Source organism: Microvirga flavescens (genome assembly GCF_003290125.1).
Classification (GTDB): Bacteria; Pseudomonadota; Alphaproteobacteria; order Rhizobiales; family Beijerinckiaceae; genus Microvirga; species Microvirga flavescens.
Window position 1 is genome coordinate 840,533 of record NZ_QMKH01000001.1, and the last position, 26,285, is coordinate 866,817.

The 26,285-nt window shown below is 58.8% G+C and carries 19 protein-coding genes and 1 tRNA gene; 11 read left to right on the plus strand and 9 right to left on the minus strand.

Going from position 1 to position 26,285, the window contains the following annotated elements:
- Positions 1–96 precede the first annotated feature (96 nt).
- Entirely contained in the window at positions 97–399 is a 303-nt protein-coding gene (locus DQW91_RS03780; protein WP_112662183.1) for a helix-turn-helix domain-containing protein, read from the plus strand.
- Positions 400–407: 8 nt separating this feature from the next.
- On the opposite strand, the gene DQW91_RS16540 is transcribed toward DQW91_RS03780, so the two are convergent.
- Together DQW91_RS16540 and DQW91_RS03795 are read right to left on the minus strand one after the other, a co-directional pair.
- Positions 408–1,490: a hypothetical protein gene (locus tag DQW91_RS16540; protein ID WP_157961331.1), complete on the minus strand. Its 1,083-nt coding sequence runs from the start codon at positions 1,488–1,490 to the stop codon at positions 408–410.
- A gap of 311 nt (positions 1,491–1,801) precedes the next feature.
- Positions 1,802–5,953 (minus strand): HigA family addiction module antitoxin, encoded by a 4,152-nt coding sequence (locus DQW91_RS03795; RefSeq protein ID WP_112662186.1) that lies wholly within the window; start codon positions 5,951–5,953, stop codon positions 1,802–1,804.
- Between the two features lie 103 nt (positions 5,954–6,056).
- On the opposite strand from DQW91_RS03795, the gene DQW91_RS03800 reads away from it, so the two are divergent.
- Complete coding sequence (locus DQW91_RS03800; protein ID WP_112662187.1) at positions 6,057–7,865, plus strand: DUF4209 domain-containing protein; 1,809 nt, start codon at positions 6,057–6,059, stop codon at positions 7,863–7,865.
- Between the two features lie 807 nt (positions 7,866–8,672).
- Positions 8,673–8,978, plus strand: coding sequence for a hypothetical protein (locus DQW91_RS03805; RefSeq protein ID WP_112662188.1), 306 nt, complete (start codon positions 8,673–8,675; stop codon positions 8,976–8,978).
- Between the two features lie 32 nt (positions 8,979–9,010).
- Here DQW91_RS03805 and DQW91_RS03810 read toward each other — a convergent pair whose 3' ends face one another.
- Together DQW91_RS03810 and DQW91_RS03815 are read right to left on the minus strand one after the other, a co-directional pair.
- Positions 9,011–9,904 carry an Abi family protein gene (locus DQW91_RS03810; protein ID WP_112662189.1) on the minus strand — a complete coding sequence of 298 codons (894 nt, stop codon included), beginning with the start codon at positions 9,902–9,904 and terminating at the stop codon, positions 9,011–9,013.
- Positions 9,905–10,088: 184 nt separating this feature from the next.
- Entirely contained in the window at positions 10,089–10,352 is a 264-nt protein-coding gene (locus tag DQW91_RS03815) for a helix-turn-helix domain-containing protein (protein ID WP_112662190.1), read from the minus strand.
- A 396-nt stretch (positions 10,353–10,748) separates the two neighbouring features.
- Between DQW91_RS03815 and DQW91_RS03825 the strand changes: the two genes are divergently transcribed.
- Both DQW91_RS03825 and DQW91_RS03840 read left to right on the plus strand, forming a co-directional pair.
- Complete coding sequence (locus DQW91_RS03825; protein ID WP_112662192.1) at positions 10,749–11,474, plus strand: hypothetical protein; 726 nt, start codon at positions 10,749–10,751, stop codon at positions 11,472–11,474.
- 1,945 nt (positions 11,475–13,419) lie between these two features.
- A complete protein-coding gene (locus DQW91_RS03840; protein WP_112662195.1) occupies positions 13,420–13,974 on the plus strand; it encodes a hypothetical protein in 555 nt (184 codons plus the stop codon).
- A gap of 173 nt (positions 13,975–14,147) precedes the next feature.
- Here DQW91_RS03840 and DQW91_RS03845 read toward each other — a convergent pair.
- Positions 14,148–14,224: transfer RNA gene (locus DQW91_RS03845), tRNA-Arg, on the minus strand.
- A gap of 247 nt (positions 14,225–14,471) precedes the next feature.
- On the opposite strand from DQW91_RS03845, the gene DQW91_RS03850 reads away from it, so the two are divergent.
- The 5 genes from DQW91_RS03850 (at position 14,472) to DQW91_RS03870 (ending at position 19,398) form a co-directional block, all read left to right on the plus strand.
- Positions 14,472–15,662 carry a substrate-binding domain-containing protein gene (locus tag DQW91_RS03850; RefSeq protein ID WP_112662196.1) on the plus strand — a complete coding sequence of 397 codons (1,191 nt, stop codon included), beginning with the start codon at positions 14,472–14,474 and terminating at the stop codon, positions 15,660–15,662.
- Between the two features lie 116 nt (positions 15,663–15,778).
- A complete protein-coding gene (locus DQW91_RS03855) occupies positions 15,779–16,558 on the plus strand; it encodes an ABC transporter ATP-binding protein (protein WP_112662197.1) in 780 nt (259 codons plus the stop codon).
- Positions 16,551–17,276: a branched-chain amino acid ABC transporter ATP-binding protein gene (locus tag DQW91_RS03860; RefSeq protein WP_112662198.1), complete on the plus strand. Its 726-nt coding sequence runs from the start codon at positions 16,551–16,553 to the stop codon at positions 17,274–17,276. The genes DQW91_RS03855 and DQW91_RS03860 overlap by 8 nt, the downstream gene beginning before the upstream one ends.
- Positions 17,273–18,292 (plus strand): branched-chain amino acid ABC transporter permease, encoded by a 1,020-nt coding sequence (locus DQW91_RS03865; RefSeq protein WP_112662199.1) that lies wholly within the window; start codon positions 17,273–17,275, stop codon positions 18,290–18,292. The genes DQW91_RS03860 and DQW91_RS03865 overlap by 4 nt, the downstream gene beginning before the upstream one ends.
- On the plus strand, positions 18,289–19,398 hold the full coding sequence (locus tag DQW91_RS03870; protein WP_112662200.1) for a branched-chain amino acid ABC transporter permease: 1,110 nt from the start codon (positions 18,289–18,291) through the stop codon (positions 19,396–19,398). Before DQW91_RS03865 ends, DQW91_RS03870 begins: the two co-directional genes overlap by 4 nt.
- A 165-nt stretch (positions 19,399–19,563) precedes the next feature.
- On the opposite strand, the gene iolB is transcribed toward DQW91_RS03870, so the two are convergent.
- From iolB to DQW91_RS03890, 4 genes are all read right to left on the minus strand, one after another.
- Positions 19,564–20,367 carry a 5-deoxy-glucuronate isomerase gene (gene iolB / locus DQW91_RS03875; protein WP_112662201.1) on the minus strand — a complete coding sequence of 268 codons (804 nt, stop codon included), beginning with the start codon at positions 20,365–20,367 and terminating at the stop codon, positions 19,564–19,566.
- A 12-nt stretch (positions 20,368–20,379) separates the two neighbouring features.
- Complete coding sequence (gene iolE, locus DQW91_RS03880; protein ID WP_112662202.1) at positions 20,380–21,264, minus strand: myo-inosose-2 dehydratase; 885 nt, start codon at positions 21,262–21,264, stop codon at positions 20,380–20,382.
- A gap of 31 nt (positions 21,265–21,295) precedes the next feature.
- Positions 21,296–23,143, minus strand: a complete 1,848-nt coding sequence (iolD, locus tag DQW91_RS03885) for a 3D-(3,5/4)-trihydroxycyclohexane-1,2-dione acylhydrolase (decyclizing) (RefSeq protein ID WP_112662203.1) — start codon at positions 23,141–23,143, stop codon at positions 21,296–21,298.
- A gap of 79 nt (positions 23,144–23,222) precedes the next feature.
- Positions 23,223–25,136: a bifunctional 5-dehydro-2-deoxygluconokinase/5-dehydro-2-deoxyphosphogluconate aldolase gene (locus tag DQW91_RS03890; RefSeq protein ID WP_198411764.1), complete on the minus strand. Its 1,914-nt coding sequence runs from the start codon at positions 25,134–25,136 to the stop codon at positions 23,223–23,225.
- A gap of 147 nt (positions 25,137–25,283) precedes the next feature.
- Here DQW91_RS03890 and iolG point away from each other — a divergent pair, with 147 nt between their 5' ends.
- Positions 25,284–26,273 (plus strand): inositol 2-dehydrogenase, encoded by a 990-nt coding sequence (gene iolG / locus DQW91_RS03895; protein WP_112662205.1) that lies wholly within the window; start codon positions 25,284–25,286, stop codon positions 26,271–26,273.
- Positions 26,274–26,285: the final 12 nt, after the last annotated feature.

The following is a 26,285-nucleotide window of genomic DNA, read 5'->3' on the forward strand; positions in this document are numbered from 1 at the left end:
GCCCCTCTCCTTGATGGGATAGGTGCAATATATAGCATCTTATAACGTGCATTATATCGCGTCGCAATAAAGCGCACAAAGCCGTCACATCCCGGAATGGATGTGCGGCAGAAAATTGGTGAGAACGTCAGGCAATTGCGTTTAGACGCAAACTTGACTCAGCAAGAGGTCGCCGACCGAATTGGCGTGGATCGGGCTCATATAAGCGCTCTCGAAGCGGGAAATCGAAACCCTACGATTGTCACGCTTTGGCATCTTGCATTGGCACTTGATATTGAGATCACTGCTCTTTTTCGCGATTTCCCTTCCCGACCGGACAGCGACACGCTGACAAGGAAGCGTGCCAGCAAGCGCAGGGGACCTAGAAGGACGCTGAACGATAAGCAGGCTGATGGGTGAGAACGCTCTTACGCAGCGTAAGATACATCAAAAGCAAGTTTGTGCGCGAATTCATCCTCTTCATCGCCCACTCCAAAATCGTCACGGCTCAGGTCGAAAATGTTAGCCAATTCCGCAACCCGATTGTAGCAAGATGCCTGAAAATGGCGGGCCGGGATGCGAATTCCTGCCGTATTTAACTTCTTGAGCACCTGTCGTGTGATTGCAGGATTGACCGGAAGGTTGGATTTTTCATGAATTGCATGGAATGCCCAACCAATGTCGAGATGCTCAAGCTCGATGATGCAGGGATGGGCGAGATACTCCAGGAATAAACTGCGTCCGAGAGCTACAAAAGCAACTTTTGTCACCAAACAGTTTTCGAACCGGTGGCCTGCTTCTCTCATCGCGTCAGCATTTGCGAGTACAGCGAATTCGGAAGTGTCCAGCAAGGGCGGCTCAATCCAAAAGTGCGATGCGCGATCAAGCCAGCGCTGAATCCAGTTCCCAAGGTTTTCCCCGGTTTCTAAACTCTCAAGTGAGGCAACAAGCACATCATCGTTGGCTGTTGGTACGACGCGCTTAATCAATTCAATGGAGCGCTGAAAATCTTTGACCTGATGGATGGAAGCAAGCCGCTTCACCAGCTTGATAGACACGTAGGGCGGCTCAAGAGCCATTAAAATAGCAAATGCGCGAGCGGGAACACGCGGAACATGCCGCAGAGCCGAAAGACGAGCACGATGTTGAGGCTGCGTGTGTATTTCGACCATGAGACGATAGTTCTCTTCGGAAAGAGGTTCGTCTCCAATCTTTGCAAGGACACCCACAAGTCCCTCGGCATTCGGATAGAGGTGCCGGACGATATCTCGAACCCGGCGGTGCAAGATTGTGTAAGCAATGAGCGCCAGGGACTCAGTGAACGCCAATCCTGTCAGGTTGCTCAGAGAACGAAGGCGTGATGCGATAATATCAGAGCAACCCAAATCAAGTTCGCACAGTACGAGTGCAATGAGTTGCGCACGAAGAGGCGAAGCTGTGATGTAGCGACGGAGAGTGCCTGGAAATGCCTCGTCACAAGCAAGGAGCTTACTCAGAACCCACCCTTGCACTGGACGTTGTCGACGGAGCGTGTTTCGTGGCAGCGCTGGACCCAAGAGCGTCTCCGATGCAATTGCATACTGGACGACGGTCTCATGGAATCGAAATCTGTCAAATAATTTCTGAGCCGAGGGTGGAACCCAACCCTCGGTTCAGAAGCCTAAGCTTCTTCGACAATCTCTATTGAAAGCCTTATCGGAGCGATGTGTGTATAGATTACGTATCACGCAAATAATTTGTGCGACCTATCGGGGCCAATAGGTAGTCCTCTGGTACGTTAAATTCGCAATGCATCGTAAGGATTTGGAGCCCTCTTGGGCATTCAACGGAGGCGTCTTCTGATGCCAGCTTCCGCGTCTTCTCGGCTCGCTTGATCCTCATAGGTCTTTGCGAGATTGGTCAGCACTGTAGAGGCCACAAAGGGATGGGAGTAATGCAGAGCGTTAGCCCAAGCCCGATATTTTCTAGCCAACTCCCGCTCTTGATCTCCACCTTCACCGCGCCAGTGCATTCCTCGCGCGTTATACAAGCCGGTATATGCACCTTCGGAAATACTTTCCGATTGGATGTCTTCCATGACATCTCGCACAGGCTCGCACGGCCAGATACCATCCTGACCTACGGGAGCATAGGAAAATAGCTTGCCTAGGCAAACGTCTCCGATTTCTGACCTACTAAGCTCCGAGCAGGCATCTCGAACAGATTTTACCCACTTAGCCAGGAGTACAGAATCGAGTTCGCCGAGATTGTTGTGGCCAGGGACGCGCTCGATGCCATCGAGCAACTTGTAAGCCTTCTTGGCGAATTGTTCAGCAGTCTCTGGATCAACTCTCCATTCCTGCGGGTCCTCATCACGATCCCGCCGTTTGTATCTCAAAACAATCGCCCGCACGAAGAATTCAGGGTGAACCTCGACATATCTCTCAAGGTTGGGAATTCCGTAGCTTTTCCGCCTGCTTCCCGGTTTTGCAAGAACGTCAATGAAAGAAAATTCGAGACTGGCCTTCTGCTCCAATGTGAGTTCTGGGTCCTTGTCGATAAGCGTGAAAGCCTCTTCAAGGTGGTATTGATCAAGCTGATAATGCCCTGGCTGATCCTTTCCATCCTTCAAACATTCGGAAAGTACCTGGAACAAGACGGAAGTTGGAGCGACCTCTAGCCGCCGTTTAATAAATGCGAAGGCCGCCCGAGGTCGCTGCGCTGCAAGCAGACGCTCAACAGCCTCCCGGTTTTCCTCGTCAGATTCGAGAGGCCAGCCCGCTGGAACATCATTCCAGTATGCCTGCTGATAGGTATCCTCCAACTCATCAACTATCTGCCACGTTCTTCGACAGAATGGCGCAAGCAGCAGCAGTTGAACCATTTCTGAGTCTGATATTTGCTCCTTGACTGACTTCAGCACACTCACACGTTTCGCCTCATCAGCGAGGCCCCCTAAAGCTCCAGCAATTAGGTCTTTTATGCCGCCAGATTTCTTGATCGCAGCCAATGGTAGTGCCATAAGGAGAAGATTGTTTATCCCTTCCTGGGGTAAGATATCCTTTGCTAAAAGCCATCCAATTGTAGACGATGCCTCACCCATACCGGCAAGTTCAAGAACTCCGGGTAGCTCCTGTTGTTGTATGATCTCGCGCAGCGCTTCGATACGTAGTTGCTTGATGCGCTCCTCGCGCAGTTGAAGGTCCATATTTTCATCGAGGAGTTCGTCAGCCGACTCGTCTACCCACTGTGTTCGGAACAGCCATGCGTGCTTAGTGAGAAGATCGGCAGGCTCAAGCGTCTGGTAGGCAGCCTTGGCTGCTTTAGTTAGGCTTGCAAAATTCGTTTCTTTGGATCGCTTCAGACCTCGTCGCGACATAACCGTGACGCGTATTTTCTCTCGCACAATTGCTCTATCTGAATCGGAAGCTCCAGCGTTGGCCCACGATAGAATTAACTCCCATACTTTTGCTTGATCACCTTCGGAAAGATCGTGCAGATGCTCGATGAGGTCGCAAAGCATCTCACGTGAATGATTCTTCCAACCTAGAACCAGGGCGACCATCTCGCTCATAAATTCCATAATAGGTTCCCATGCTGTGAAAGGCTCACCGAAGCCATATCCATCAGGGCGCCACCGGGGTTTATGGCTGTAGTCGCCGAACTTATCGCCCGTATTCAACTGCTCAATGCAGATTTTCCAGGCAACAGCAGGATACTTTTCTGTCAGGAGTTTGATTACGTTTAGGCGTATGTCGCGATTAGCTGCTGTCTGTGGCATCCACACTCTGAAAATCGACAACAAGGAGTTTATCGGTTTATTGACCCAGTTATCGTTGATCTCAACTTGGGCGAGTTGAGCCAGAATAAGAGCAGACCGTGGGAGTGTCTCCGGATTCCAGGCCAGCCCTTCAAGTGCCCAGAGCAGGCCGGTTCGGGGGCAACTTCCGAAAAAACCTGTGTCAGCATTGACAGGGCGCATCAACCGAAGCGCAGCAGCCTCCTCACTTCTTAGATCGCGTTCAAGGATTGACAGGAACTCCTCGGGGGCAACCTCCGCATAGGTAGGAAGGTCCCGGTCGTGCGCTTCAAGGATACGTAACGTCAGTGGTGTGAGGAGATCACGGACAAACTGTGCCGCTAATGCTTCCACGTCTATCCCGAGACGAGTTTTAAAGAGATGGTTGCCATGCACAGCGAGCAATACCAAAGTTTCGGATATGCCGTCCCGGAGTGCCGCAGACATTTCGCGCGACGTGCCGTAAATTGAAGCTGCCCAACGGGCGCTCTCAGGTAGGTCCAGACTGGGATCATCTTCGCCCAAAACGATCTTCGCTGTTTCGAAGTACCGAGTTAAGTCTTGGGCTGTGATTGATCCAGCAATGGCAAACAACAGGTCAATTTTTGAGATTACACCCCGATACGTTCCGACAGACCAGAGTGGTGCGTCATTAATCTGCGCTAAGCGTTGGCACTCCTTCTCCAGCACCTCATACGGCTCGTCATTGGTCAGTAGCGTCAACACGGTTTGGTCGGCTTGAGTCCGAGAGTTCCACGCGCCAGCCAACAGGAATGGGATCAGCTTCCCGGCAGTTGTATGATCTACAGCCCATTCGGGCTTCCGAACTGCCGGGGTTGTCGAGAGTTGCCGTCGAAGGACCGTGAGCGAACGACCGGAAGCGTTGCTGTACCTAGCAACGTCGTCACGATTAAATCCCATACCTTCCAAAGCTGAGCCAAATGCCTCGTGACTCAAGGGTTCAAGTACGATGTGGGGGTCAGGCGCGGCATTTCGCGGATAGATGATAATGGTATGAACGGAACGAGCAAGAGGTGCCAATTCACGTTCAACATCACGGGTAAAAGCCACAGGAATGAAGTTCTGAGCACCTTGTGCCAATCGGGGAAGAATGCCGGGTTGATCAAAGACAAGGACACGGTCACGGTGAAGTGCCAGTTCCTCGCCGCCTCTATCACTGAACAACTGGGAGAGAAACGCCAGGGCTTCTTCAACAGAATCCGCTCCGATGATTGTTGGCCCTTCAGGTTCCTTTGACAGACGCGAAACTGCTGTTTTCTTGGCAGCGGAGATTGCGGAGTCGAACAAGTCCGGCACGAGCGGTGGATTGGTTGCACCTACCCAGTCGGACCAGCACTGATCGAGGGAGCGAACTCCCTCAGATGGGCGCATTGTCTCATTCGCGAACCACGCTTGGCCTGACAGTGACTGCTCTAACCATTGCTCCAGATCGCTGGAGTCGTACGCCCGCACGTCCCTCCAGAGCCCCTTAGCCTTCATCTCCTCTACCCAAGCACTCTTTCCTGCCCATCGTCGTGGCGTGACAAACATGAAGGTCGTGTTGTCTCTGTCGGCCTTCTTGGTTGCCTTCACGCTCTTTGCGAAGTCGCTGTCCGCTTTGCCCTTGATATCTACGTTGACGCCAAACTCCCAACCTGAAGTGCCATCAGGAATCCAAGGTGTGCCTTCAGTGGCCTCGACAAAGCCATCCCATCCAGGCCGCTGAGCATCGTCGTTGCCGGGAAAATCGACTTTCTTCAATCCAACCCCTGTCGAATGGGCGAGGGTACGGAGTAGGACTGAAAGGCGCGTGCGCGCGGAGATATTCTGCGAGGCCCATGTCTCGATGTCGTTCGCTTTTATGGTCAAGAATGGCGGAACGTACGCCTTCGTGTTGGCTGGCGCTCCCTTGGCTTTGGTTTGGGCTGCGTCGTAGGCAGCCTGCATGTCCAAAATCGTCTGGGCGGGCAAATTAAAGGCGCGCTCAATTCGCGATGCCATTTCCTGCGTAGTGGCAACCTTGCCATTGAGGAAGTTGGAGAAGGCCGGTCGACTGACACCAACAAGGTCTGCCGCAGCCGTCACGGACATAGCCCTCGGAGTTAGAATAGTATCCCGAACATACTGGCCTGGATGAATGTGAGGGGCGGCTCTCGATGCTGCTGCTTTAATCTTTGTGGTTGATTTGTCTGACATCGCAACGGGCCTTGCTAGAGATCACAGCCTGTAATGTGACACTTTACATATTAACTGTAAAGTGTCACATTACACTAAAGTGGGCCAGTTTGGACTAGGGCTTATGAGCACCATCAGCGACTCGGGCGAAAACCATGTTGTACCCCTGCCTGCCGGTGGGGCCATCGCAGAGGTTGTCTCTTCTTCGATGAAACTGGAGTGCCATACGTATGCCGCTGGATTTCAGGAGCGGCATTCGGCAATGCCGAACTCCGGATGGGATGTCCTGAGTCAAATCTTTGGTTTCCACTTTCGCCCTGGTGATGCTGTTGAGCCCTTCCATCCGATGCTTGTAATGGATGGCAAACGAAGCATGATTCCCGACGACATCACGGCGGATCACCTTGAAGGACTGGCCGAGACCCTCGGGGTAGTCGATGATTCTGAGTACCGCGCACGTATAGGCGATGTGCTCTGGCTTCGCCGCCGTGACATTACTGCGGCTCGCAGTGCGGTGGATGCCTATGTGGCTTCGGCTACCCGCCTGGAAGACCCCAAGCATTGGGTTCCTGCTATGGAGCGTTACGAGCGGGCCGTACGGTTGGCCCGCCAGATCGAGCCGAAAGGAGAGCTTCCGGAGCAGGTACTCGCTCACATAGAGGCTCGTATTCTATATTATGATGGTCAGGACCCGCTCTATTTCAGTCTGAAGGCTATGAAGCTTCTGGAGGAGTTCCGGTTCGGGAACTTTGGGACCCTTGCTGAGATCGCGGGCAAGATCGCACAGACGGCCCGAGCATCAGGAGACAGCGAGCGAGCGCGAAGTCACTTTGCCATTCAAGCACGCCTCCTTCGCCGCGCTGGGCGGTCAGAGGATGCAGAAGCAGCCCTTTGCTCTCGCGCTGAAAGCTTTGTGGCGGACGCAGAAGCGCTGGAGGCCGCTGGATCGTTCATCAGCGCACACCACTTCTGGCAGGAGGCTGTTAAGGCGTTTCGTGAGCGGGCATCCCTCCGCGCTCGTGTGCCAGAGCTTCAGGCGCATCTTGCCGAAGCGGGGCGACAGACGCTCCAAGAAATGAAGACTGCCTCGACGGATGAGATCGACATTCGCGCCGAGGTCGAGCTTGTGCAGAAGCACTTTCGGGACCTAACTCTGGATGACGCATTCTTCCAATTCGCGATGGCACTCTCGCTACTTGATCCAGTCAAGCTGCGAGAGGACGCTCTCGAACGGATGAGAGCTTATCCCCTCCAGTCGCTATTCCAAGCTGACATATTCGATGCGGCAGGGCGTAAGATCGCTGTGCGACCTCCTGTTGGAACAGGCGATCCTAAGCAGGAGGATCAGGCTGTTGAGGGGTTCATGGACGAGCAGGCCCGCATACACAGGCACTTTCATGTCCATGCTGTACTTGCACCCGCCGTACGCGTCATCCGTGATGAGCACATAGTTGATGAGGACGCTATCGAACCTCTCATCAAAGACAGCCGAATCATTCCTGAAGATCGTCTGTCACTCTTCGTAAAGGGGATCGTTGCTGGTTTTCAATTCGACTTCTCGACGGCTCTTCATATCCTTGTCCCGCAGGCTGAGAATGGTCTTCGGCACGTCCTGGAACAACACGGTGTTGTCACTCGGAACTTCGATGCGAATGGCGTTGAGGATGTCTGGTTGCTTGGAAAGATTCTCGAACATGAGAAGTTGCTGGAAGTTCTGGGTGAAGACATGCTTTACGAGCTACGCACGCTACTGGCGGGGCGGCTCGGACCGAATCTGCGCAACTCCATTGCCCACGGCCTGCTCGATGAGAGATCATTGAATGGAGAAATGGGCTTTTATCTCTGGTGGGTTCTTCTGCGGCTGGTGGCGTCAACTACGAACGGTATGGCTGCATTTGCAGAGCGCAACCGAGAATTCAAGAACGAAGGTTGATAGATATTGACCGAGTTTGCTCAGAAAGGGAGAGGAGACACCCTTCTACGATTTAAGATGCGAGGGTCGCCGACTCACTCGGTCATGACTGCACGAGTTCAAGGACGCGTGCTTCGGGCACCAGATATTCCCAGTTTGGATTGTTAGATGGGATACGTTCCCAGTACGCTCTAGCGCAGACAGTTCATATGGCCGAATGCATTGGTGAACCTCGCAGCACAGTTGGGCGGCATTGCGGGTAGAGTTCCAGGCGCGGCACTGGGAGCGCCTCAACGGCACGCGGGCACACTCCAGGGCATGTTCGGCGGATTCCGTGGCCTCTGCGAGTATTTCGGGCTCCGGCATGACAGGCGGCACCTACAGCAAGAGGATTGGTTGATTGGGGCGACTGGTCTCTCGCCACGATGTGCGTGACGCCTTGAACAACATGGACAATTAAGGGGTCTCTGTGGTCTTGGCGGATGGGGGGGAAGGTGGTTTCGACTTAGAATCGCCGACCAATGGCGCGCCCCGAGGTATCCTTTGATAAGAACAACGAGGGGGATAGCGCGTCACTAACCGTGGATTGAACGCGATGGCCCTTGCAGAGTGTCCTCTCGGGCCTCTAGGCTCGAATAAGCTCCACTACTGTGCTCTGGCTCTTCTGTGATTGATCTGAACGCACTTCCTTGGAAGGACTACATCACCCTTAGTGCCGCCGTCCTTGGTGCAGGCCTTGGCATCATGAACACATGGAACGCCATGAGTGCTCGGCGAGTGCGTCTCTCTGTTCGGCCGGTCCATGCGCTCCCGGCATCAGGTGAGCCGATGTTCGCCATTGAAGTCCTCAACTCGAGCAACTTCGCACTAACGGTCGATGAGGTGGGTTTCACACTCAACGGAAACACGATCAAGAAGGGGGAACGGGCTGCAATCACAAAGCCCATCATCATCGATGGGAAGCCGTGGCCCCGGCGGTTAGAGGCGCGGGAATCCGTATCCCTTTACTTCTACCTTCCTGATCCTTCCGACCCGATAGGATGGGCTTATGCCCGCACGGCGTGCGGCGAAGTGAGGTATGGTGATAGCCCAGCCCTCAAGCAGCTTCGGGCCAAGGGCAGCGCTAAGCCCTAAATCCGAATTCCTGCGTGGTCATAAAAAGTGATTTATTGCCAAAGGGGGAGATTTTCCCAGTCTCTCGGGAATCCGCTGGACTGTAGAGAGATGTGAGGATTCCGAGGAAAAGTTTTGAGATGTTCCTTTAACCTCGATGGCCACTTCGTCCGAGGATTGACGACCAGCAACATATAACGCGCCAGGGCACAGGCGGCATAGAGGCGAGTATTTCGATACGGACTACGAACTAGGTGGTCCAGAATTGGGATTTCATTGTGCGCAGGCATCTTCGGTTGATCAACGAGCGGCTTATTCCAAAGACGCGCATGATGCGCACACACATTCCGGGCGACGGACAAGGCGCGGATCCAACTCACAAAGAGGTCGGGCTTAGGAACGCCATATTGAGTTGCGATAGCCGATTTATCGACCCACCGCATGCCTGCTAGAAAATGTGAGAGTGGACCGAAGTCGAGCAACTCAACCGCAATCCATACGGGCATATGTGAACCATGGTACTTAGTGCGGAAGTGATCGGCGAACTCTTCCTTTGAGCTCACTTCTTTGTCGTCCAGTTTTTGAAGCCATTCGCTGTGCTTAACCCTTCCCGTCTTGGGATCAGGTCTCGCGAAACGACCGTCCAAGAATGCGCCGTTGCGATGCGCGAATGGATCGTAGGCCCCTAGTCTAAGGGAAACGCTTGTCCTTACAGCAATTTCAATCCGCTCTAAGACATCTAACAATTGGAGCCGCAATGCCTTATCAAAGGCGTAGAGATCAACCGCAGTTTTGAAAGAAGTGTCGGGCTTGAAGGTATCAAGAGCTTGCACGGTACCGTCGGCCTTGAGGACCGTTTCCCGAAACGGATACCAATATGCGCTGAGACGATAATAGCCGATTCGAGTAAGGTACTCGTGGGCCTTTTGCGTGTCGGGAATCTCCATCCCACGGCTCCGAAGGAGCGCTATTTGATCGGGAACTGAGAGATATGGCTTGTTGTAGATAGCCAAGACACGTCCAGATACAAGAAGGCCGACCCTTGCATTGCAGAGGGGCCGGCCGTGTTGTTTCTTATATGTGCCATGTAACGCGTGGCGTCAAGCCACAATTTCCTGCCTGGCGCGTTGGCTATTTCCTATCTCTAAACCGTACACCGGCCCCTCCTCCGTTCTCGGGGATGAACTGAAGGCCCGCATCTTCGAATGCCTTCACAATATCCGCAATCGTGCGGTCATAGGGCACCCGCTTGCCCGCCTCAAAGTCGGCTAGCGTCGCATTCGAGACCTTAGATCGTTCAGCTAGATCGCCTCGGCTCCAGTCTAACAAGGCACGAGCGGCGCGGCTTTGATGAGGGCTGATGTTTGATATTTTATATGACATGAGATATTTCATCTTGACTTTGATTTAACGTAAGATATTTTATCTGACATTGGATGAAATCACAAGGTTCCCAATGTCACCCGCCGTTCTCACCGACCGCCTTCTCTTCATCTCCTCAGGTCGATTCAATGTCTCGGCCATCATGCGAGAAGCTCACCGCCGCGCTCGTCGCGACCAATCCAAATTTGGATCGAGCTACCGGAACGAGCTTCGTCTTGCTCTCCGTGCTGTCTGGTCCGAAGCGAAGGGCGAAGCGCAGATTTATGAAATGCGCTGCCTTACCGCTGCAGCTGTCACACCGGGCACTGTGACAAGCCCCGGCGAATATGCCGACACCTTTGAGCTTTGGGCCGTCGCAGCCCATCCATCTCTCCCCCACTCTGCAGTCGGAATGTAAGGAGCTTTCCCATGACCAAAGCTATCTCTCGCCGTGCCCTAGTCTCGATTGCTTCGGCGGCTGCCCTGCCGGTCGGTTGCGTTCCGGTCTCGGTGTTAGCCTCAGAGCCTCACCCTGACGCGCAGCTACTTAACCTCAAGGGGCATTTCGACGAGGTGCTTACTGCCTTCCAGGCAGCAGACGCAAAATACGTCGAAGCAAAGGCTACCTATCAACGTCTCTGCGGCCCCATGCCTCGCGAGCTTGCCGAGCCTATTGTCTGGCGTTGGAATGGCCCTCACCGTCTAGAAAAGCGCACTGTCCCTTGGGACGGGGTGTCATCTCAGAGCTCGGACCAGTGGACGGTCGATGGTCTCCAGCGACTTGTCCCGCGCTGGGAGGCGACGGGCGCGGAATATGCCGATCTAGTCAGCAAGGCGCGCAACCTTCTTATCATCGCAGAGCGATGGGAGACCGCAAAGGCGAAGGCGCGTATCGAAAGCAGGCTTTCCTATTGGTACGAGCAACAAGACTCGTTCTGTGGTCCGCTCAGCGACTTGGTGGATGACATCAGAAGTTTGATTCCAAAGACCGTCGAAGGTTTGGCGGTGCACGCCCACGCAACTAAGCAATGGGGCTTTCCCTACCTATGGACGAAGCAAGACGCACCAGCCGAAGATGGCATTGCACACAATTTGGTGCTGTTGATTGATGGCGTCCTTGCTCTCGTCTCGCAGGAAGGGGGCGCTCATGTCTAGAATGCTCTCTGCGATATCTCGCAGCTCATCAGATCCGATACTCGACGCTATTCGGGAGCATGTATTGGCCGCCGCTCGTCATGAGGCCGCTGTGTCCGCGTGCTCCGAGCTTGAGAGCCTAATTAGGGACACAAGTGCTTCCGCAGGCGAGTGTGGTCTATCGACTGCCGAGACATGGCGAGACCGGATGGCTTGGTCTGAGTACCGCGCCCTTCGCCGTTTGGTAACGACGTGTCCGACCACTCATGCTGGAGCGAACGCGCTTCTCACCTACGTGGTGAAATGGCATGAGGAAACGCAGCTCGCGTCAGAGGAGAGCGATCCTACGTTTCCGCTTCTGCGCACCCTTCAGAGCCTTTCCGCCTTTATGAGCCAGAAGGAGGACCTATCTCGCTCTCTTTGAGTTTCTTGAGTCCCTAAAAAGGGGAAGTTATTGGAGTTTCGAAGGCCGAAGAGCGCAAAAACCATACTGCGTTTTCGGAGCAGTACGCGCATACGTGCGAGTATAGGCCATAAGAGCGGCCTGGGCGGGCTCGTTGAAACTGCCACTACATCAGTGATGCTTAACACTGGGGCACTTTCGGGCAGGTTCTTCTCCTAGGCTTGAGCTGCCTCGGGAAGGCCCTAAAGTGGGAGGCAATCGGCGGATCAAGTTTTGGAGCGATACATGCCCCTCCAGGTCGTCAGTGAACAGACGGAGATAGAGCTTCGAAGGCGGGCGGACGCTGAGCACCTCAAAGCCTGCCTGAGGGAGTTGGCTGCCAACCTGCTTCGAATTGTGCGGGGCGCTGGTTCTCCCCTTTTGGCTCAGCAACTGGTCGAATGCACCAAGGCTTACAGCGGCTATTTCGATTCACATGGACACTATCCGCCCTTTCATGAAGTTCAGGCGTGTCTGAATCCTGAAAAGGCATTTGAGGAGCATCGCCCTTGGGTAACCGAAATAGATGAGGCAACCCGAACTAGATGGGATGAGGACGGAACCGCCGATAGGTCAGACGCTCTACAGACTATCCGAAAGGGTGCATTACAAGCTGTAGCCTCCATGCTCGTAGATCAGCTAGTCCAACAACAACGCGGAGACAGCGAATTGATGTCGGGCGTTCGTGCCTTTGAATTGGCTCAGGAAAAGGCCCGAGCGTTCCATTCTCCGCCTTCCACTAAAAGGAAACAGAAGACCGGGAAGAGCTCTTCAAGCTCGCGAGCGAAATAACGGGGAGAGTTGCGAGGAAGTTTTGTCAGCCCCTAAAAAGCGAAGGAATCTAAGTCGCTCCGCTTCCGATACGAGGGTGCCTAAGTTACGCTAACCCCGCAACGCTCGTGAGGCCAGAATATGGAAATCAGCGTACTTATCGGCGTGATCCTAATGCCGTTGGCTTGGTGGATTCTCAGCGCAAGTAATAAAGCCCATCGTGAGGAAACAGGCGTCTCCGGCCCCTCTCGCAATGCGATGCGCACTATAAGACGGAATGCTAGAGAACAGGGCATTACCGAGGAAGCTGCGTATCAACAGTGGCTTGTGAGGAAGCAACGGCGGCGTAGTCAATCGTAGCCTCCCGAGTTTTTCGGAGCAGTACGCGCGCGCGAGTATAGACAGTTGGGCCTCGCACCCTGGGCAGTTTGAAAAACAATCAAAGCAAATCAAACCTCGAGTGAAACCGCTTAGCTCTTGGGTTCTCTGGGGGGAGCCGTGCAGCCAAGGCGACCATTTTTCGTACGCCAACGCTATGTCTCTCCAAGCAGCCCTGCGCAGCCCGCTGCGTCAGTGGGGGGACGTGTAGGGCACTGGGGAGGTCTTTCAGCGGCATAAAATAGGAAATTACGTCACGTCTTGCTTATTGTGCTCGAATTTATGTCGCTCGAAAACTTGACCACAGGAATTTAAGACTCTGGATCCCGCTTTAGAAACAGGTCGATATAGGTTCATATAACCCGAGAGGCCACAATGACTGAGTTTAATGAGTTCAAGCGTGGACGCGGACGTCCTAAGGGCGCTTCCCGTCTGAATGGAGCTGACAGCCTAACGCTGTCAAAGATTGCGGACTTGATCGTGGCCAATCCCATGCGGCCAACAACGGCTATGCGGCGGCTGAGCATATACGGCGAGGCGGATACTCGCCGGCTCCAGCGCAAATGGAAGAAAAGTGGTCCGCAGTGCCTAGAGGCAGCCAAGAAAAGACGGCAGAATGCCATCTTATCTTCGCAGCACGTTGTGACCTCTCTTGTGAGAGGGGTGCGGGATGTGACGAGCTATTTGGCTCCTGCCGTGGAGCGACTTCAAGAGTATATGAACAGTCCGAACATGCACAGACTGGTTGGACAGGCGCGGGCGTTCGTTGAAGGCCCCCAATTCCAACGCATGCAGGAGTTAGCGAATAGCCCCGCCATTAAACAACTTCTTGAGAAGATGGATGACCCGAAGTTTCGGGAACAGATAGAGCAAATGCAACGGGCTGCCTATCGATTCTCTGAAACAGCGCTGAATCACCGCCCTTTTTGAAGCATTGAGCCAAACGCGAGCGCGAACGAACCTTGCTTACAAGGAAGCGTAACGGCGTCCAGAAGCAGCGCCAAGCGCGGCGGGTGACATTCGAAATCCTATTTGTTGCTTACCTATCGCTTACCCCGCGCATTCGGAGCGGAGCGAGCTAAACACTGAAATCCTTGGAAAAATGGCGCACCCGACACGATTCGAACGTGTGACCTTTGCCTTCGGAGGGCAACGCTCTATCCAGCTGAGCTACGGGTGCTTGCGGCGCACGGCCTTGTGAATTCACTAGCCGATTGAGGGCGCAAGGGCAACCTCGCAAGGGGAGGGTCGCTAACGCCTTGGCAAGCGCGGATTTTCTGACGGGATGGGCCGGGCCGGGGTGTGGCCGTCTCAACCGTGTAACCCCAAGGTAGGGGGTGGCAAGCCGGGGGCGACCTCTTGACAGGGGCGGCCGGCCCCGACTCAATGCCGCACCATAATTTCACAGATTGTTGGGGGAAATCAGGATGCGGTTACCATACGTCATGGTCGGCGCTTTTGCCGGCCTTGTCACCGCCACGGCCGTCTCGGCCGCCGATATCAAGATTGCGCTGATCGCGGGCAAAACCGGGCCGCTCGAGGCCTATGCCAAGCAGACCGAGATCGGTTTCATGATGGGCCTTGAGTACCTGACCAAGGGCACCATGAACTGGCAGGGCCGCAAGGTCTCCGTGATCGTCAAGGACGACCAGCTCAAGGCCGACCTCGCCAAGACCCTGCTCGAGCAGGCCTATAACGACGACAAGGTGGATCTCGCCGTCGGCACCACCTCCTCGGCTGCGGCGCTCGCCATGCTTCCGGTCGCCGAAGAGAGCGGCAAGGTCCTCATCGTCGAGCCGGCGGTGGCCGATGCCATCACGGGCGAGAAGTGGAACAAGTTCATCTTCCGCACCGGCCGCAACTCCACGCAGGACGCTTACGCCGCTGCCGCCGCTGTGCCGGAGACGGGCGATGTCACCATCGCGACGCTGGCGCAGGACTATGCCTTCGGCAAGGACGGCGTCGGTGCTTTGAAGAGCGCGCTCGCCGCCATCCGCCCGAACGCGAAGGTGGTGTTCGAGGAATACGCGCCCCAGAACACGACGGATTTCACGGCTTCCGCGCAGCGCCTCTTCGACGCGCTGAAGGACAAGCCCGGCCGCAAGATCATCGAGATCATCTGGGCGGGCCCGCACCCGCTGCCGAAGATCGCGGATCTCAAGCCCGAGCGTTACGGCATCGAGATCGCGCCCGGCGGCAACATCCTGCCGGTCATGAAGCTCTACAAGAACTATCCGGGCATGGAAGGCGCAGTCTATTACTACGCCGACTTCCCGAAGAATCCGATGAACGAGTGGTTCGTCGCCGAGCACAAGAAGCGCTACGGCGCGCCGCCGGACTTCTTCACGGCGGGCGGCTTCTCGGCGGCCTCCGCCGCGCTCACCGCCATCGAAAAGGCGGGCGGCACCGACACGGACAAGCTGATTTCGGCGATGGAAGGCATGACCTTCGAAACGCCGAAGGGCCCCATGACCTTCCGCAAGGAGGATCACCAGGCCCTGCAGGTGATGTACCACTTCAAGGTCAAGGCGGACGGCAAGGACGAGAACGACCTGCTCGACCTCGTCGCCACCATCCCGGCCGAGAAGCTGCCGATTCCGGTGCGCAACAAGCGCTGATCCGTTGCGCAGGGCTTCAAGCCATGCGCACGTGCAAGAAACAAAAGAACCCGGCCGGCTGAATGCCGGTCGGGTTTTTCCGCCCTATCCGAGGGATAGCTTACCAAGGGAAGCTCATGGCTTCTGCATCAAACCCGACGCCCGCGCTGGAAACGCGCGGGCTTACGATTCGCTTCGGCGGCCATGTGGCCGTCAATGCCGTTTCATGCGCATTTCAGCCCGGCACGCTCACGGCCATCGTTGGCCCGAACGGTGCGGGCAAGACTACCTATTTCAACCTGATCTCCGGCCAGTTGAAGGCGACCGCGGGCTCGGTGCTGGTGGATGGCCGCGACATCACGCGCCTGCCCGCCTCCGCCCGCACTCATCGCGGGCTCGGGCGCGCGTTCCAGCTCACCAATCTCTTTCCGCAATTGACCGCGCTCGAGAACGTGCGGCTCGCGATCCAGAGCCGCGCGGGCGCCGGCTGGTCCATGTTCAACATCTGGGACACGCGCCGCGACCTCATCGAGGAAGCGGAGGCCATGCTCGAGACGGTGCATCTTGCCGACAAGCGGCACCTTTCGCCCAAGACCCTCTCGCACGGCGACCAGCGCAAGCTCGAAGTGGCGCTGCTCATGGCGCTCGATCCGAAGATCTACATGTTCGACGAGCCGACGGCGGGCATGAGCGTGGACGAGGTTCCGACCGTTCTCGAACTCATCCACCAGATCAAGGCGCGAGGCGATCGCACCATCCTGCTCGTGGAGCACAAGATGGACGTGGTGCGCTCGCTCGCCGACCGCATCATCGTTCTGCACAACGGCGCGCTCGTCGCGGATGGCGAACCTGCGAGCGTGATCGCCTCGCCCATCGTGCAGGAGGCCTATCTCGGTCTGGAGGCCGCTCATGACTGACGCGACCCTCGTTCTCGATGGCGTCCACACGCATATCGGCCCCTATCACATTCTCCACGGCGTCTCATTCGCGGTGCCGAAGGGCGAACTGACGATGCTGCTCGGCCGCAACGGCGCGGGCAAGTCGACGACTTTGCGCACCATCATGGGCCTGTGGCAGGCTTCCGCCGGCAAGATCCTGTTCGAAGGCCGCGAGATCACGCGGCAGGAAACGCCGGACATCTCGCGCAGCGGCATTGCCTACGTGCCGGAATCGATGGGCATCTTCGCCGGTCTCACCGTGCAGGAAAATCTTGTGCTCGCCGCCCGCAGCGGCGCCATCGACAAGAACCGGCTCGACTGGATCTTGAGCCTCTTTCCGGCGCTCAAGCGTTTCTGGTCGCTGCCTGCGGGCAATCTCTCCGGCGGGCAGAAGCAGATGCTGGCGATCAGCCGCGCCATCATCGAGCCGCGCAGCCTTCTTCTCATCGACGAGCCCACCAAGGGTCTCGCGCCGGTGATGATCCGCTCCATGATCGAGGCCTTCAAGGCCTTGAAGGAGGCGGGCGAGACCATTCTTCTCGTCGAGCAGAATTTTCACGCGGCGTCCGTGCTTGGCGACAGCGTCGTGGTGATCGACGACGGCAAGGTCGTGCATCGCGGCGCGATGGCGGAACTCGTCACGGACCGGACCCTTCAGCAGAACCTGCTCGGCCTCAGCCTGGATGCGCATCAATGACGTCTCAAACGACAGATAACGCTCTTCCCGATCTGCCGCGCACGCCGCGCGATCTCGTGCCGCTGCTTCTCGTGCCGGCACTGATCGTTCTCTCCGCGCCGCTTTTCGGCAATCTCTCCTCCTGGGTCACGCTCACGGTGGCGGGCCTTGCGATGGGCATGATGATCTTTCTCATGGCCTCAGGCATGACCCTCGTGTTCGGCCTGATGGACGTGATCAACTTCGGCCACGGCGTCTTCATCTCGCTCGGGGCCTACGCCACGCTCATCGTGCTCGGGCCGCTCGCCGGCTGGGCGAAGGCGGATTCGGTGTGGCTGAACCTGGGCCTTCTTGGCCTGTGCATTCTCGTGGCGATGCTCACCACGGGCGTGATCGGGGCGCTGTTCGAACGCATCATCGTGCGCCCCGTTTACGGCAGCCACCTGAAGCAGATCCTCGTCACCGTCGGCGGCCTCATCGTCGCCGAGCAGATGATCCATGCGATCTGGGGTGCGTCGCCCATCACCATCGCGCTGCCCGAGACGCTGCGCGGCGCTTTCGTCTTCGGCGATGCCGCCATCGAGCGCTACCGCGTCTTCGCCATCGGCGTGGGCCTGAGTGTCTTCGCGGTTATGTATCTAGTCCTCAACCGCACGCGCATCGGCCTTCTCATCCGCGCGGGCGTTGAGAACCCTGAGATGGTGGAATCGCTCGGCTACCGCATCCGCCGCCTTTTCGTCGGCGTGTTCGTCGCCGGTTCGGCACTTGCCGGTCTCGGCGGCGTCATGTGGGCGTTCTACCGCCAGACGCTGACGGCGGGCATGGGCATGGAAGTGATGGTGCTCGTGTTCATCGTCATCATCGTCGGCGGCCTCGGCTCCATCGGCGGGTGCTTCGTCGGTTCGCTCCTCGTGGCGCTGGTCGCCAACTATGTCGGCTTTCTTGCGCCGAAACTCGCTCTTGTCTCCAACATCCTTGTCATGGCGCTGGTTCTCGTCTGGCGTCCGCAGGGCCTCTTTCCGGTGACGCGCCAATGACGGACGCCACGCTCTCTTCCCTCCCGGTCTCTTCCCTGCCCCGGCAGGGCGGCCTGTTGCGCACGATCCTTTCCGCTGATCCGCCGCGCTCGAAGGCTCTGTCGCTCCTGCTGCTCGTCGTGCTGCTTGCGCTCGTGGCGACGCCCTTCGCGCTGCCGGGAAGCCAGCCCCTCGGCACGGCGGCGAAGATCTGCATCTTCATCCTCCTCGCGGCGAGCTACGATCTTCTGCTCGGCTATACCGGTATCGTCTCCTTCGCCCACACCATGTTCTTTGGCATCGGTGGGTATGGCATCGCGATTGCGCTGAACAAGCTCGGCGCGACCTGGAGCTCGGTGTTCATCGGGCTCGTCGCGGCGCTGGCGCTCTCGGCAGCGCTCGCCTTCATCATCGGCCTGGTGTCGCTGCGTGTGCGCGCGATCTTCTTTTCGATGATTACGCTCGCGGTCGCCTCCGCCGTGCTGGTGCTTGCCTCGCAGATGTCCGGCATCACGGGCGGTGAGGACGGCATGTCGTTTCAGCTTCCGCCGGAGCTTCGCCCGGCCTTCAAGCTTGGCACGTTCCTCGACACGGCGATCAACGGGCGGCTTCTCGCCTATTACCTCGTGTTCTTCGTCGCGCTCGGCATGTTCCTGCTGCTCTTGCGCATCGTGAACTCGCCGTTCGGGCGCGTGTTGCAGGCGATCCGCGAAAACGAGTTCCGCGCCGAGGCGTTGGGCTATCGCGTCGTCTCCTACCGCATCGCGGCGTCCGTCATCTCCGCGCTCGCGGCGACGGTGGCCGGCGCGCTGCTGGCGCTGTGGCTGCGCTACAACGGCCCGGACACCACGCTCTCCTTCGCGATCATGATCGACGTGCTGCTGATGGTCGTCATCGGCGGCATGGGCACGATGTATGGCGCGGTGATCGGCGCTGCGCTCTTCGTGCTGGCGCAGAGCTATCTGCAGGTGCTCATGGGTTCGATCAGCGAATCGCTCGCCGCGGTGCCGCTGCTCGCCAGCCTCACGCATCCGGACCGCTGGCTGCTCTGGCTCGGCATCCTGTTCGTGGCGAGCGTCTATGCGTTCCCGGGCGGCATCGTGGGCCGTTTGCGGAAGACGTCTTAAGCGCGGGAACCGCCGCGCTTCCCCCCTCTCCCTTAGGGAGAGGGTTGGGGTGAGGGGTTCCGCCCTTGCCGGAGAACCCTCCGCATCCCCCTCTCCCTCGCTTCGCTCGACCTCTCCCCGCCGGGGAGAGGTGAAGGGTGCGGTGTGTTGTTGAGGTGAAGGCGCTCACGCCTGCTTCAGCATCCACTCGTGATCTGGATCGTTGTGGAATTTCCAGACCCGCTTCGGCCCCGCCATCACGTTGAGATAGTAGAGCTCATAGCCGTGCGGCGCGCCGACGGGGTGGTAGCCCTTGGGCACCAACACCACGTCGCCGTCGGAGGCCGCGAGCGTCTCGTCGAGGCTGCGGTCGTCCGTGTAGACCCGCTGCAGCGCGTAACCCTGCGGCGGGTTGAGGCGGTGATAATAGGTCTCTTCCAGCAGCGACTCGTTTGGCAGCGCGTCCCGGTCGTGCTTGTGCGGCGGGTAGCTCGACCAGTGGCCGGAGGGCGTGATGACCTCCACCACGAGCAGGCTTTCCGCCGGTTCCGTCTCGGGCAGGATGTTGCGGACATGGCGCGTGTTCGTGCCCTTTCCGCGGGTTTCCTGCCCCACCTGATCGGGGCGGATGACCCGCGCAGGCAATGTGCCGGTGCCCGGCGCGGTGCATAAGGCGACTTCGCAATCCGTCTCGGCGGTGAGCGACCAGTCGGATTTCGCGGGTGCGTAGAACGACCACGGGTCCGGTTCGAACGGCGAGGCGCGACCGCCGATCACGCCGAAATCCTGGCCGCCTGAGGCGACCCTCGCCTTGCCGGAGAGCATGACGAGGCAAGCCTCCCGGTCTCCCGTCGCCTGCTTCACGCTTTGCCCTGCCTTGAGGCGATAGACCTCGAAGCCGACATAGGTCCACCCGGCGGAAGCCGGCGTGATCGCATGAATGCGCCCGTTGGAATCGGGCTTGCTCGGTTTGACCAGGAGTTTCGACATGATGCTCGATCCTTACCGGAGGCCCGCTTCCTTCAGGAAGCGCGTGAGGTTGGCATAGCCTATCGTGGCATATTTCAGCGGGTTCGCCTTCTTCGGGTCCTGCTCGGCTTCGATGACGACCCAGCCGCTGTAGTTCGGCAGTTCCTTGAACACGGAGACGAAATCCACCATGCCGTCGCCGGGCACCGTGTAAACGCCCTCGATGACGGAATCGAGGAAGCTCCAGTTCTTCGCCTTGGATTCTTCCATCACGGCCTTGCGCACATCCTTGGTGTGGACGTGGCTGATGCGATCCTTGTAGCGGCGCGCCAGCGCTGCCGGGTTCGCGCCGCCCCAGGTGGCGTGGCCGGTATCGAGGAGAAGATGCGCGGCAGGGCCCGTCGAGCGCATGAAGGCGTCGATGTCGTTCTCCGATTCGACGATGGTGCCCATGTGGTGGTGATAGACGAGGCGCACGCCTTCCTTCAGCGTCGCTTCCGCCACTTGCGTGATGCGGCGGCCAAATTCGGCCCAGTCGCTCTCCTTCATCACTGGGCGCTGCGAGAGCGGCTTCGAACGGTCACCATGAATGGCGTTCGAGGTCTCAGCGAAGACGAGGACGTTCGAGCCCATCGCCTTCAGGAGATCGAGATGCGCACGTAGGTGCTTCATCTCCTCATCCGCATCGCGCTTGAGAAGCTCGGCGGAATACCAGCCGGAGACGCAAGCCATGCCGAAGGGCGCGAGCGCCTTCTTCAACGCTTCCGGCTCGCGCGGAAACTTGTGGCCGAGCTCCATGCCCTCGAAGCCGACTTGGCGAGCTTCCGCGAGACAGACCTCCAGCGGCGTCTCGCCGCCGAGTTCCTGCATGTCGTCATTCGACCAGCCGATAGGATTGGCCCCGATACGGATCGTCATGTGCGTTTTCTCTCGTTGTGCGTTTGTCGGATCAATCGCCCACGCGCTGCGCGCCGAGGGCGGTTTCATAGTTCTTGCGCGCCGTGTTCACCTCATCGCGCGAGGACACTTCCGGAACCGCCACGTCCCACCAGTGCCCGCCCACGTCAGTCGAGATCAGCGGGTCGGTATCGATGAGGATCACGGTGCTGCGGGTGGCGGCGCGCGCTTTCTTCAGCGCGTCCTCGAGTTCTGCGATGCTCTTCACCTTCACCGCGTCCGCGCCGAGGCTCGCCGCGTGGGCGGCGAAGTCGATGTTCGGCAAGGTGACGTGGTTGGTGTGCTGCAACAGATTGTTGAAGCTCTCGCCACCGGTCGCACGTTGCAGGCGGTTGATGCAGCCGTAGCCGCGATTGTCGAGGAGAACCACCGTGAGCTTCTGGCCTAGCATCACGGAGGTCGCGAGTTCGGAATTCATCATGAGGTAGGAGCCGTCGCCCACCATCACGATCACCTCGCGGGAAGGATCGGCCATCTTCACGCCGAGCCCGCCCGCGATCTCGTAGCCCATGCAGGAATAGCCGTATTCCATGTGGTAGCCGAGAGCGGCGCTCGCCTTCCAGTGCTTGTGCAACTCGCCGGGCAAGCCGCCCGCCGCGCATACCACCACATCGGTCGGCGAGGACGTGCGCTGCACCGCGCCGATGACCTGCGCGTCGGAGGGAAGTTCGGCATTCGTCGGATCGGTGAAACGCGCGGAACTCCCGAACCAGCGGGTCTTTTCGTCTTTCGCTTTCGCCGTCCAGACGTCGGGAGCCTTCCAGTTGCCGAGCGCCTTGCTCAATTCATCGAGCCCGACCTTCGCATCCGTCACGAGCGGTTGCGCATTGTGCTTTGTCGCGTCGAAGGCCTGAACGTTGAGGCCGACGATCTTGCGGTTCGGGTTCTTGAACAGGGCCCATGAGCCGGTGGTGAAATCCTGCAGGCGCGTGCCGACCGCGATCACCACATCGGCTTCTTCCGCGAGCGCATTCGCAGCAGCCGTGCCGGTGACGCCGATGGCGCCGAGATTGGCGGCGTGATCGTGGGGCAGGCTCGATTTGCCGGCTTGCGTCTCCCCGACGAAGACGCCGTGGCGCTGCGCGAATTCGCCGAGCGCCTTCTCCGCGCCGGAATAGAGCACGCCGCCGCCTGCGACGATGAAAGGCTTCTTCGCGTTGCGGATGATCTCGGCGGCCTTCGCCAATTCGCTCTCATCGGGCCGCACGCGGCGCGGCGTCCAGATCTTTTCCGCGAAGAAACTCTCCGGATAATCGTAAGCCTCGGCCTGCACGTCCTGGCAGAGCGCGAGCGTTACGGGCCCGCAATCGGCGGGATCGGTGAGGACGCTCATGGCGCGGTGCAGCGCGGGGATGATCTGCTCGGGCCGCGTGATGCGGTCGAAATAGCGCGAGACCGGCTTGAAGCAGTCATTGGCCGAAACCGTGCCGTCGGAAAAATTTTCGATCTGCTGCAGAACGGGATCGGGCAGGCGGTTCGCGAACACATCGCCGGGGAGGAGCAGAACCGGCAGGCGGTTCACATGCGCGACGGCGGCAGCCGTCACCATGTTCGTCGCGCCGGGCCCAATGGAGGTGGTGCAGGCCATCATGCGGCGGCGGCGCGAGGCTTTCGCGAAAGCGATGGCCGCATGCGCCATGCCCTGCTCGTTATGGGCGCGGTAGGTCGGCAGGCTGTCGCGCACGCCGTAGAGCGCTTCGCCAAGGCCAGCCACGTTGCCGTGGCCGAAGATGGCGAAGACGCCGCCGAAGAGCGGCAGCACCTTGCCGTCGATCTCGGTCTTCTGCGCGGCGAGAAAGCGGGCGACGGCTTGCGCCATCGTAAGGCGGATCGTGCTCATGCGGGCTCCTGTCGAAGGGCGTCAGCAAATTGTGTGGGCATCGTCATCGAAGGCAAGTCTTGCAACCGGTCAAGGGCCGTCAGGCGGCTTTCACGTTCGCGGAAACGCGCTGCCAGGCGTCCACGAGGCGCTGGAAGCGTCCCGCCATGTCGGCAATGGCGGCCTCGTCCGTGATCTCGCCCTTCAACCAGCGGCGCGCCGCATCGTTGAAGATGGTGCGCCCGACGGCAAAGCCCTTCACCTGCGGTTCGGCTGCAGCCGCCGCGAAAGCGGCTTCCAGCTCATCCTCCGGCGCTTCGAGGCCAAGCAGAACGATGCCCCGGCAGAGCGGGTCGTTTGTCGTGATGACCGCGCCGATGGCGTTCCACGCGGCTGTGTCCTTTTGCGGCTCGAGCTTCCACCAATCCGGCTTGATGCCGAGATCATAGAGGCGTTGCAGCACGGTGGGGATGGTGTCGGTCTTCAACGGCCCGTTCTTGCCCGCGATGATCTCGACGAGCAATTCGCGCCCCACGCGCTGCGCGGCGTCATAGAGGCGCAGCAAATCACGCTCCTGCCGCGCCTTCATCTCCGGTGGATCGTCTGGATGGTAGAAGCACAGGCACTTGATGGTGTGGCCGACAGGCCATTCGATCAGCTTCGCGCCAAGGCTGCCGCCGTCTTCGAAATCGAGCGGGCGCGAGCCGGGAAGCTCCACCGGACGGCCGATCCAGAAGTCGTGATCCGCCGCGCGGAACAGGGCCTCGCGGCCGTAAGTGCCGTCGAGCAGCATGCCGAAGCCGGGGCGGCCATCGGCCACTTTCGCAGCGGCCTTGACGGCGAGCACCTTGAAATCGGGAATGCGGTCGACGGAAGCGCCGACCTCCTTCGCCATCGCTTCGAGCTGCATGCGATGGTCGATGGCGAGCGCCATGAGCGTCTCAGGTCCGGGACGGCGCGTCGTTGCCCAGTGAATGTGGTTGAGGTCTTCATCGAAACGCAGCGCCTTGTGGCGGCTGCCGTGTTTCAGGAAGTGCTGCAATTCAGGGAAGGTCGGAATTTCCGGCGAGCAGAGCAGGCGCGAGACAGCGAAGGCGCCGCTCGCATTGGCATAAGCGCAGCAGGTCTCCAATGCCTCGTCCTTCAGCCAGCCGCGCAGGAAACCGGAGAGGAACGCATCGCCCGCGCCGAGCACATTGTAGACCTCGACCGGAAAGCCCGGTCCCCTGATGCCCTTGTCGAGGCTGTCGGGAATGTCGCCGGGAAACACCACGCAGCCCATCGGCCCGCGCTTGCAGACGATGGTGCCCTTCGACACGGCGCGGATGTTGCGGAGCGCCTGCAAGGTCTCCTCCGACCCGCCTGCGATGTGCAATTCCTCTTCCGTGCCGACGATAAGATCGCACTCGCTTAAGATGGGCTTGAGATGTTCCGTCACCGCATCCGAGCGCACGTAGCGGGATTCGCCCGCGCCGTGGCCGAGGAGGCCCCAGAGGTTCGGGCGGTAATCGACATCGAAAACGACTTTGCGGCCATGCGCCTTGGCAATGGCGATCGCCTTCTTCTGTGCGGCGGCGGTCTCTTGCCGGGAGAAATGCGTGCCGGTGACGACAATGGCGCCCGCGGAGGCGATGAAGGCCTCGTCGATATCGGCCTCGGTCAAGGCCATGTCGGCGCAGTCGGCGCGGTAGAAGATCAGCGGGAAGGATTCCTCGTCGCGCACGCCGAGGATGACGAGGGCGGTGAGCCGCTTTTCGTCGGTGACGATTCCCTTCGTCGAGACGCCCTCTCGCTCCATCTGCTCGCGGATGAAGCGGCCCATGGCCTCATCGCCCACCCGGGTCACGAGGCCGGATTTCAGGCCGAGCCTTGCCGTGCCGATGGCGATGTTGGCCGGGCAACCGCCGACAGCCTTGGAGAAGGAGGCCATATCCTCCAGCCGTCCGCCCACCTGCTGACCGTAAAGGTCCACGGAGGCGCGGCCGATGGTGATCACATCAAGGGTCGGCTTCATGATATTCCTCCCACGAGGGAACAGTCCCGTCGTGATCGAGCCTGTTTCGCGGCTCTTGCAGCTATAGAATGTTTATTCTATTAGCATCTTGAGCTGGAACATCAATTCCAAATTTGCCGTGAGCCGGCAAAACAATCCGGGGGAAACATGATCAGGATCGCTGTCTTGGGCGCGGGCCGCATCGGCCGCATTCACGGGCGCAACGCCGCCAACCATAAGGACGCCCGCCTCGTGGCAGTGGCCGATCCGCACGCCCCCTCCGCGCAGGAACTGGCGGCGGCGACCGGCGCCGAGGTCGCTTCCCTCGAGAGCATCGTCGAGCGTTCCGACGTGGACGCCATTCTCATCTGCACGCCGACGACCACCCATGCGGATCTGATCGAGCGTGGCGCGAAGGCCGGCAAGGCGGTGTTCTGCGAAAAGCCGGTCGATCTTTCGAGCCCGCGCATCGAGGCCTGCCTCTCCGTGGTCGAGAAGGCCGGCACGCCCCTGATGATCGGCTTCAACCGCCGCTTCGATCCCAATTTCGCAAGTCTGCGCAAGCGCCTCGCTGACGGCGAGGTGGGCGAGGTCGAGCTTGTGACGATTCTCTCGCGCGATCCCGGCCCCCCGCCGGTGAGCTACATCGCCACGTCCGGCGGCCTGTTCCGGGACATGATGATTCACGATCTCGACATGGCGCGCTTCCTGCTCCTCGGCGACGAGCCGGTGGAGGTTCACGCGGTCGGCTCCTCCCTCGTCGATCCGGCCATCGGCCAGGCGGGGGATGTCGATACGGCGGCGGTGCTACTCAAGACCGCCAAGGGGCGCATCGTCCAGATCTCCAATTCCCGCCGCGCGACTTACGGCTATGACCAGCGCATCGAGGTGCATGGCTCGAAGGGCATGATCCGCGCGGGCAACATCCACCGCACGACGGTGGAAGTGGCGAACGCTGCCGGCGTCACCGCCGATCCGGTGCAGGACTTCTTCCTCGAGCGTTACGCGGATGCCTATAAGGACGAGCTCGACGCCTTCCTCATCGCGGTGAAGGCGGGCAAGGCCTGCGACCCCACCGGCGTCGACGGCCTCAAGGCCCAGCGCCTCGCTGATGCGGCGACGGAGTCCGCCAAGACGGGCAAGCCGGTGAAGCTCTAAAGGGCAATCGGA

Coding starts and splice junctions, on each gene's coding strand:
- iolB (WP_112662201.1), bottom strand. CDS start 20,367: ATGTCGAAACTCCTGGTCAAACCGAGCAAGCCCGATTCCAACGGGCGC.
- DQW91_RS03865 (WP_112662199.1), top strand. CDS start 17,273: ATGACGTCTCAAACGACAGATAACGCTCTTCCCGATCTGCCGCGCACG.
- DQW91_RS03860 (WP_112662198.1), top strand. CDS start 16,551: ATGACTGACGCGACCCTCGTTCTCGATGGCGTCCACACGCATATCGGC.
- iolG (WP_112662205.1), top strand. CDS start 25,284: ATGATCAGGATCGCTGTCTTGGGCGCGGGCCGCATCGGCCGCATTCAC.
- DQW91_RS03870 (WP_112662200.1), top strand. CDS start 18,289: ATGACGGACGCCACGCTCTCTTCCCTCCCGGTCTCTTCCCTGCCCCGG.
- DQW91_RS03800 (WP_112662187.1), top strand. CDS start 6,057: ATGAGCACCATCAGCGACTCGGGCGAAAACCATGTTGTACCCCTGCCT.
- DQW91_RS03825 (WP_112662192.1), top strand. CDS start 10,749: ATGACCAAAGCTATCTCTCGCCGTGCCCTAGTCTCGATTGCTTCGGCG.
- DQW91_RS03850 (WP_112662196.1), top strand. CDS start 14,472: ATGCGGTTACCATACGTCATGGTCGGCGCTTTTGCCGGCCTTGTCACC.
- DQW91_RS03815 (WP_112662190.1), bottom strand. CDS start 10,352: ATGAAATATCTCATGTCATATAAAATATCAAACATCAGCCCTCATCAA.
- DQW91_RS03855 (WP_112662197.1), top strand. CDS start 15,779: ATGGCTTCTGCATCAAACCCGACGCCCGCGCTGGAAACGCGCGGGCTT.
- iolE (WP_112662202.1), bottom strand. CDS start 21,264: ATGACGATCCGTATCGGGGCCAATCCTATCGGCTGGTCGAATGACGAC.
- DQW91_RS03795 (WP_112662186.1), bottom strand. CDS start 5,953: ATGTCAGACAAATCAACCACAAAGATTAAAGCAGCAGCATCGAGAGCC.
- DQW91_RS03810 (WP_112662189.1), bottom strand. CDS start 9,904: ATGGAGATTCCCGACACGCAAAAGGCCCACGAGTACCTTACTCGAATC.
- iolD (WP_112662203.1), bottom strand. CDS start 23,143: ATGAGCACGATCCGCCTTACGATGGCGCAAGCCGTCGCCCGCTTTCTC.
- DQW91_RS03780 (WP_112662183.1), top strand. CDS start 97: ATGGATGTGCGGCAGAAAATTGGTGAGAACGTCAGGCAATTGCGTTTA.
- DQW91_RS03840 (WP_112662195.1), top strand. CDS start 13,420: ATGACTGAGTTTAATGAGTTCAAGCGTGGACGCGGACGTCCTAAGGGC.
- DQW91_RS03805 (WP_112662188.1), top strand. CDS start 8,673: ATGTTCGCCATTGAAGTCCTCAACTCGAGCAACTTCGCACTAACGGTC.
- DQW91_RS03890 (WP_198411764.1), bottom strand. CDS start 25,136: ATGAAGCCGACCCTTGATGTGATCACCATCGGCCGCGCCTCCGTGGAC.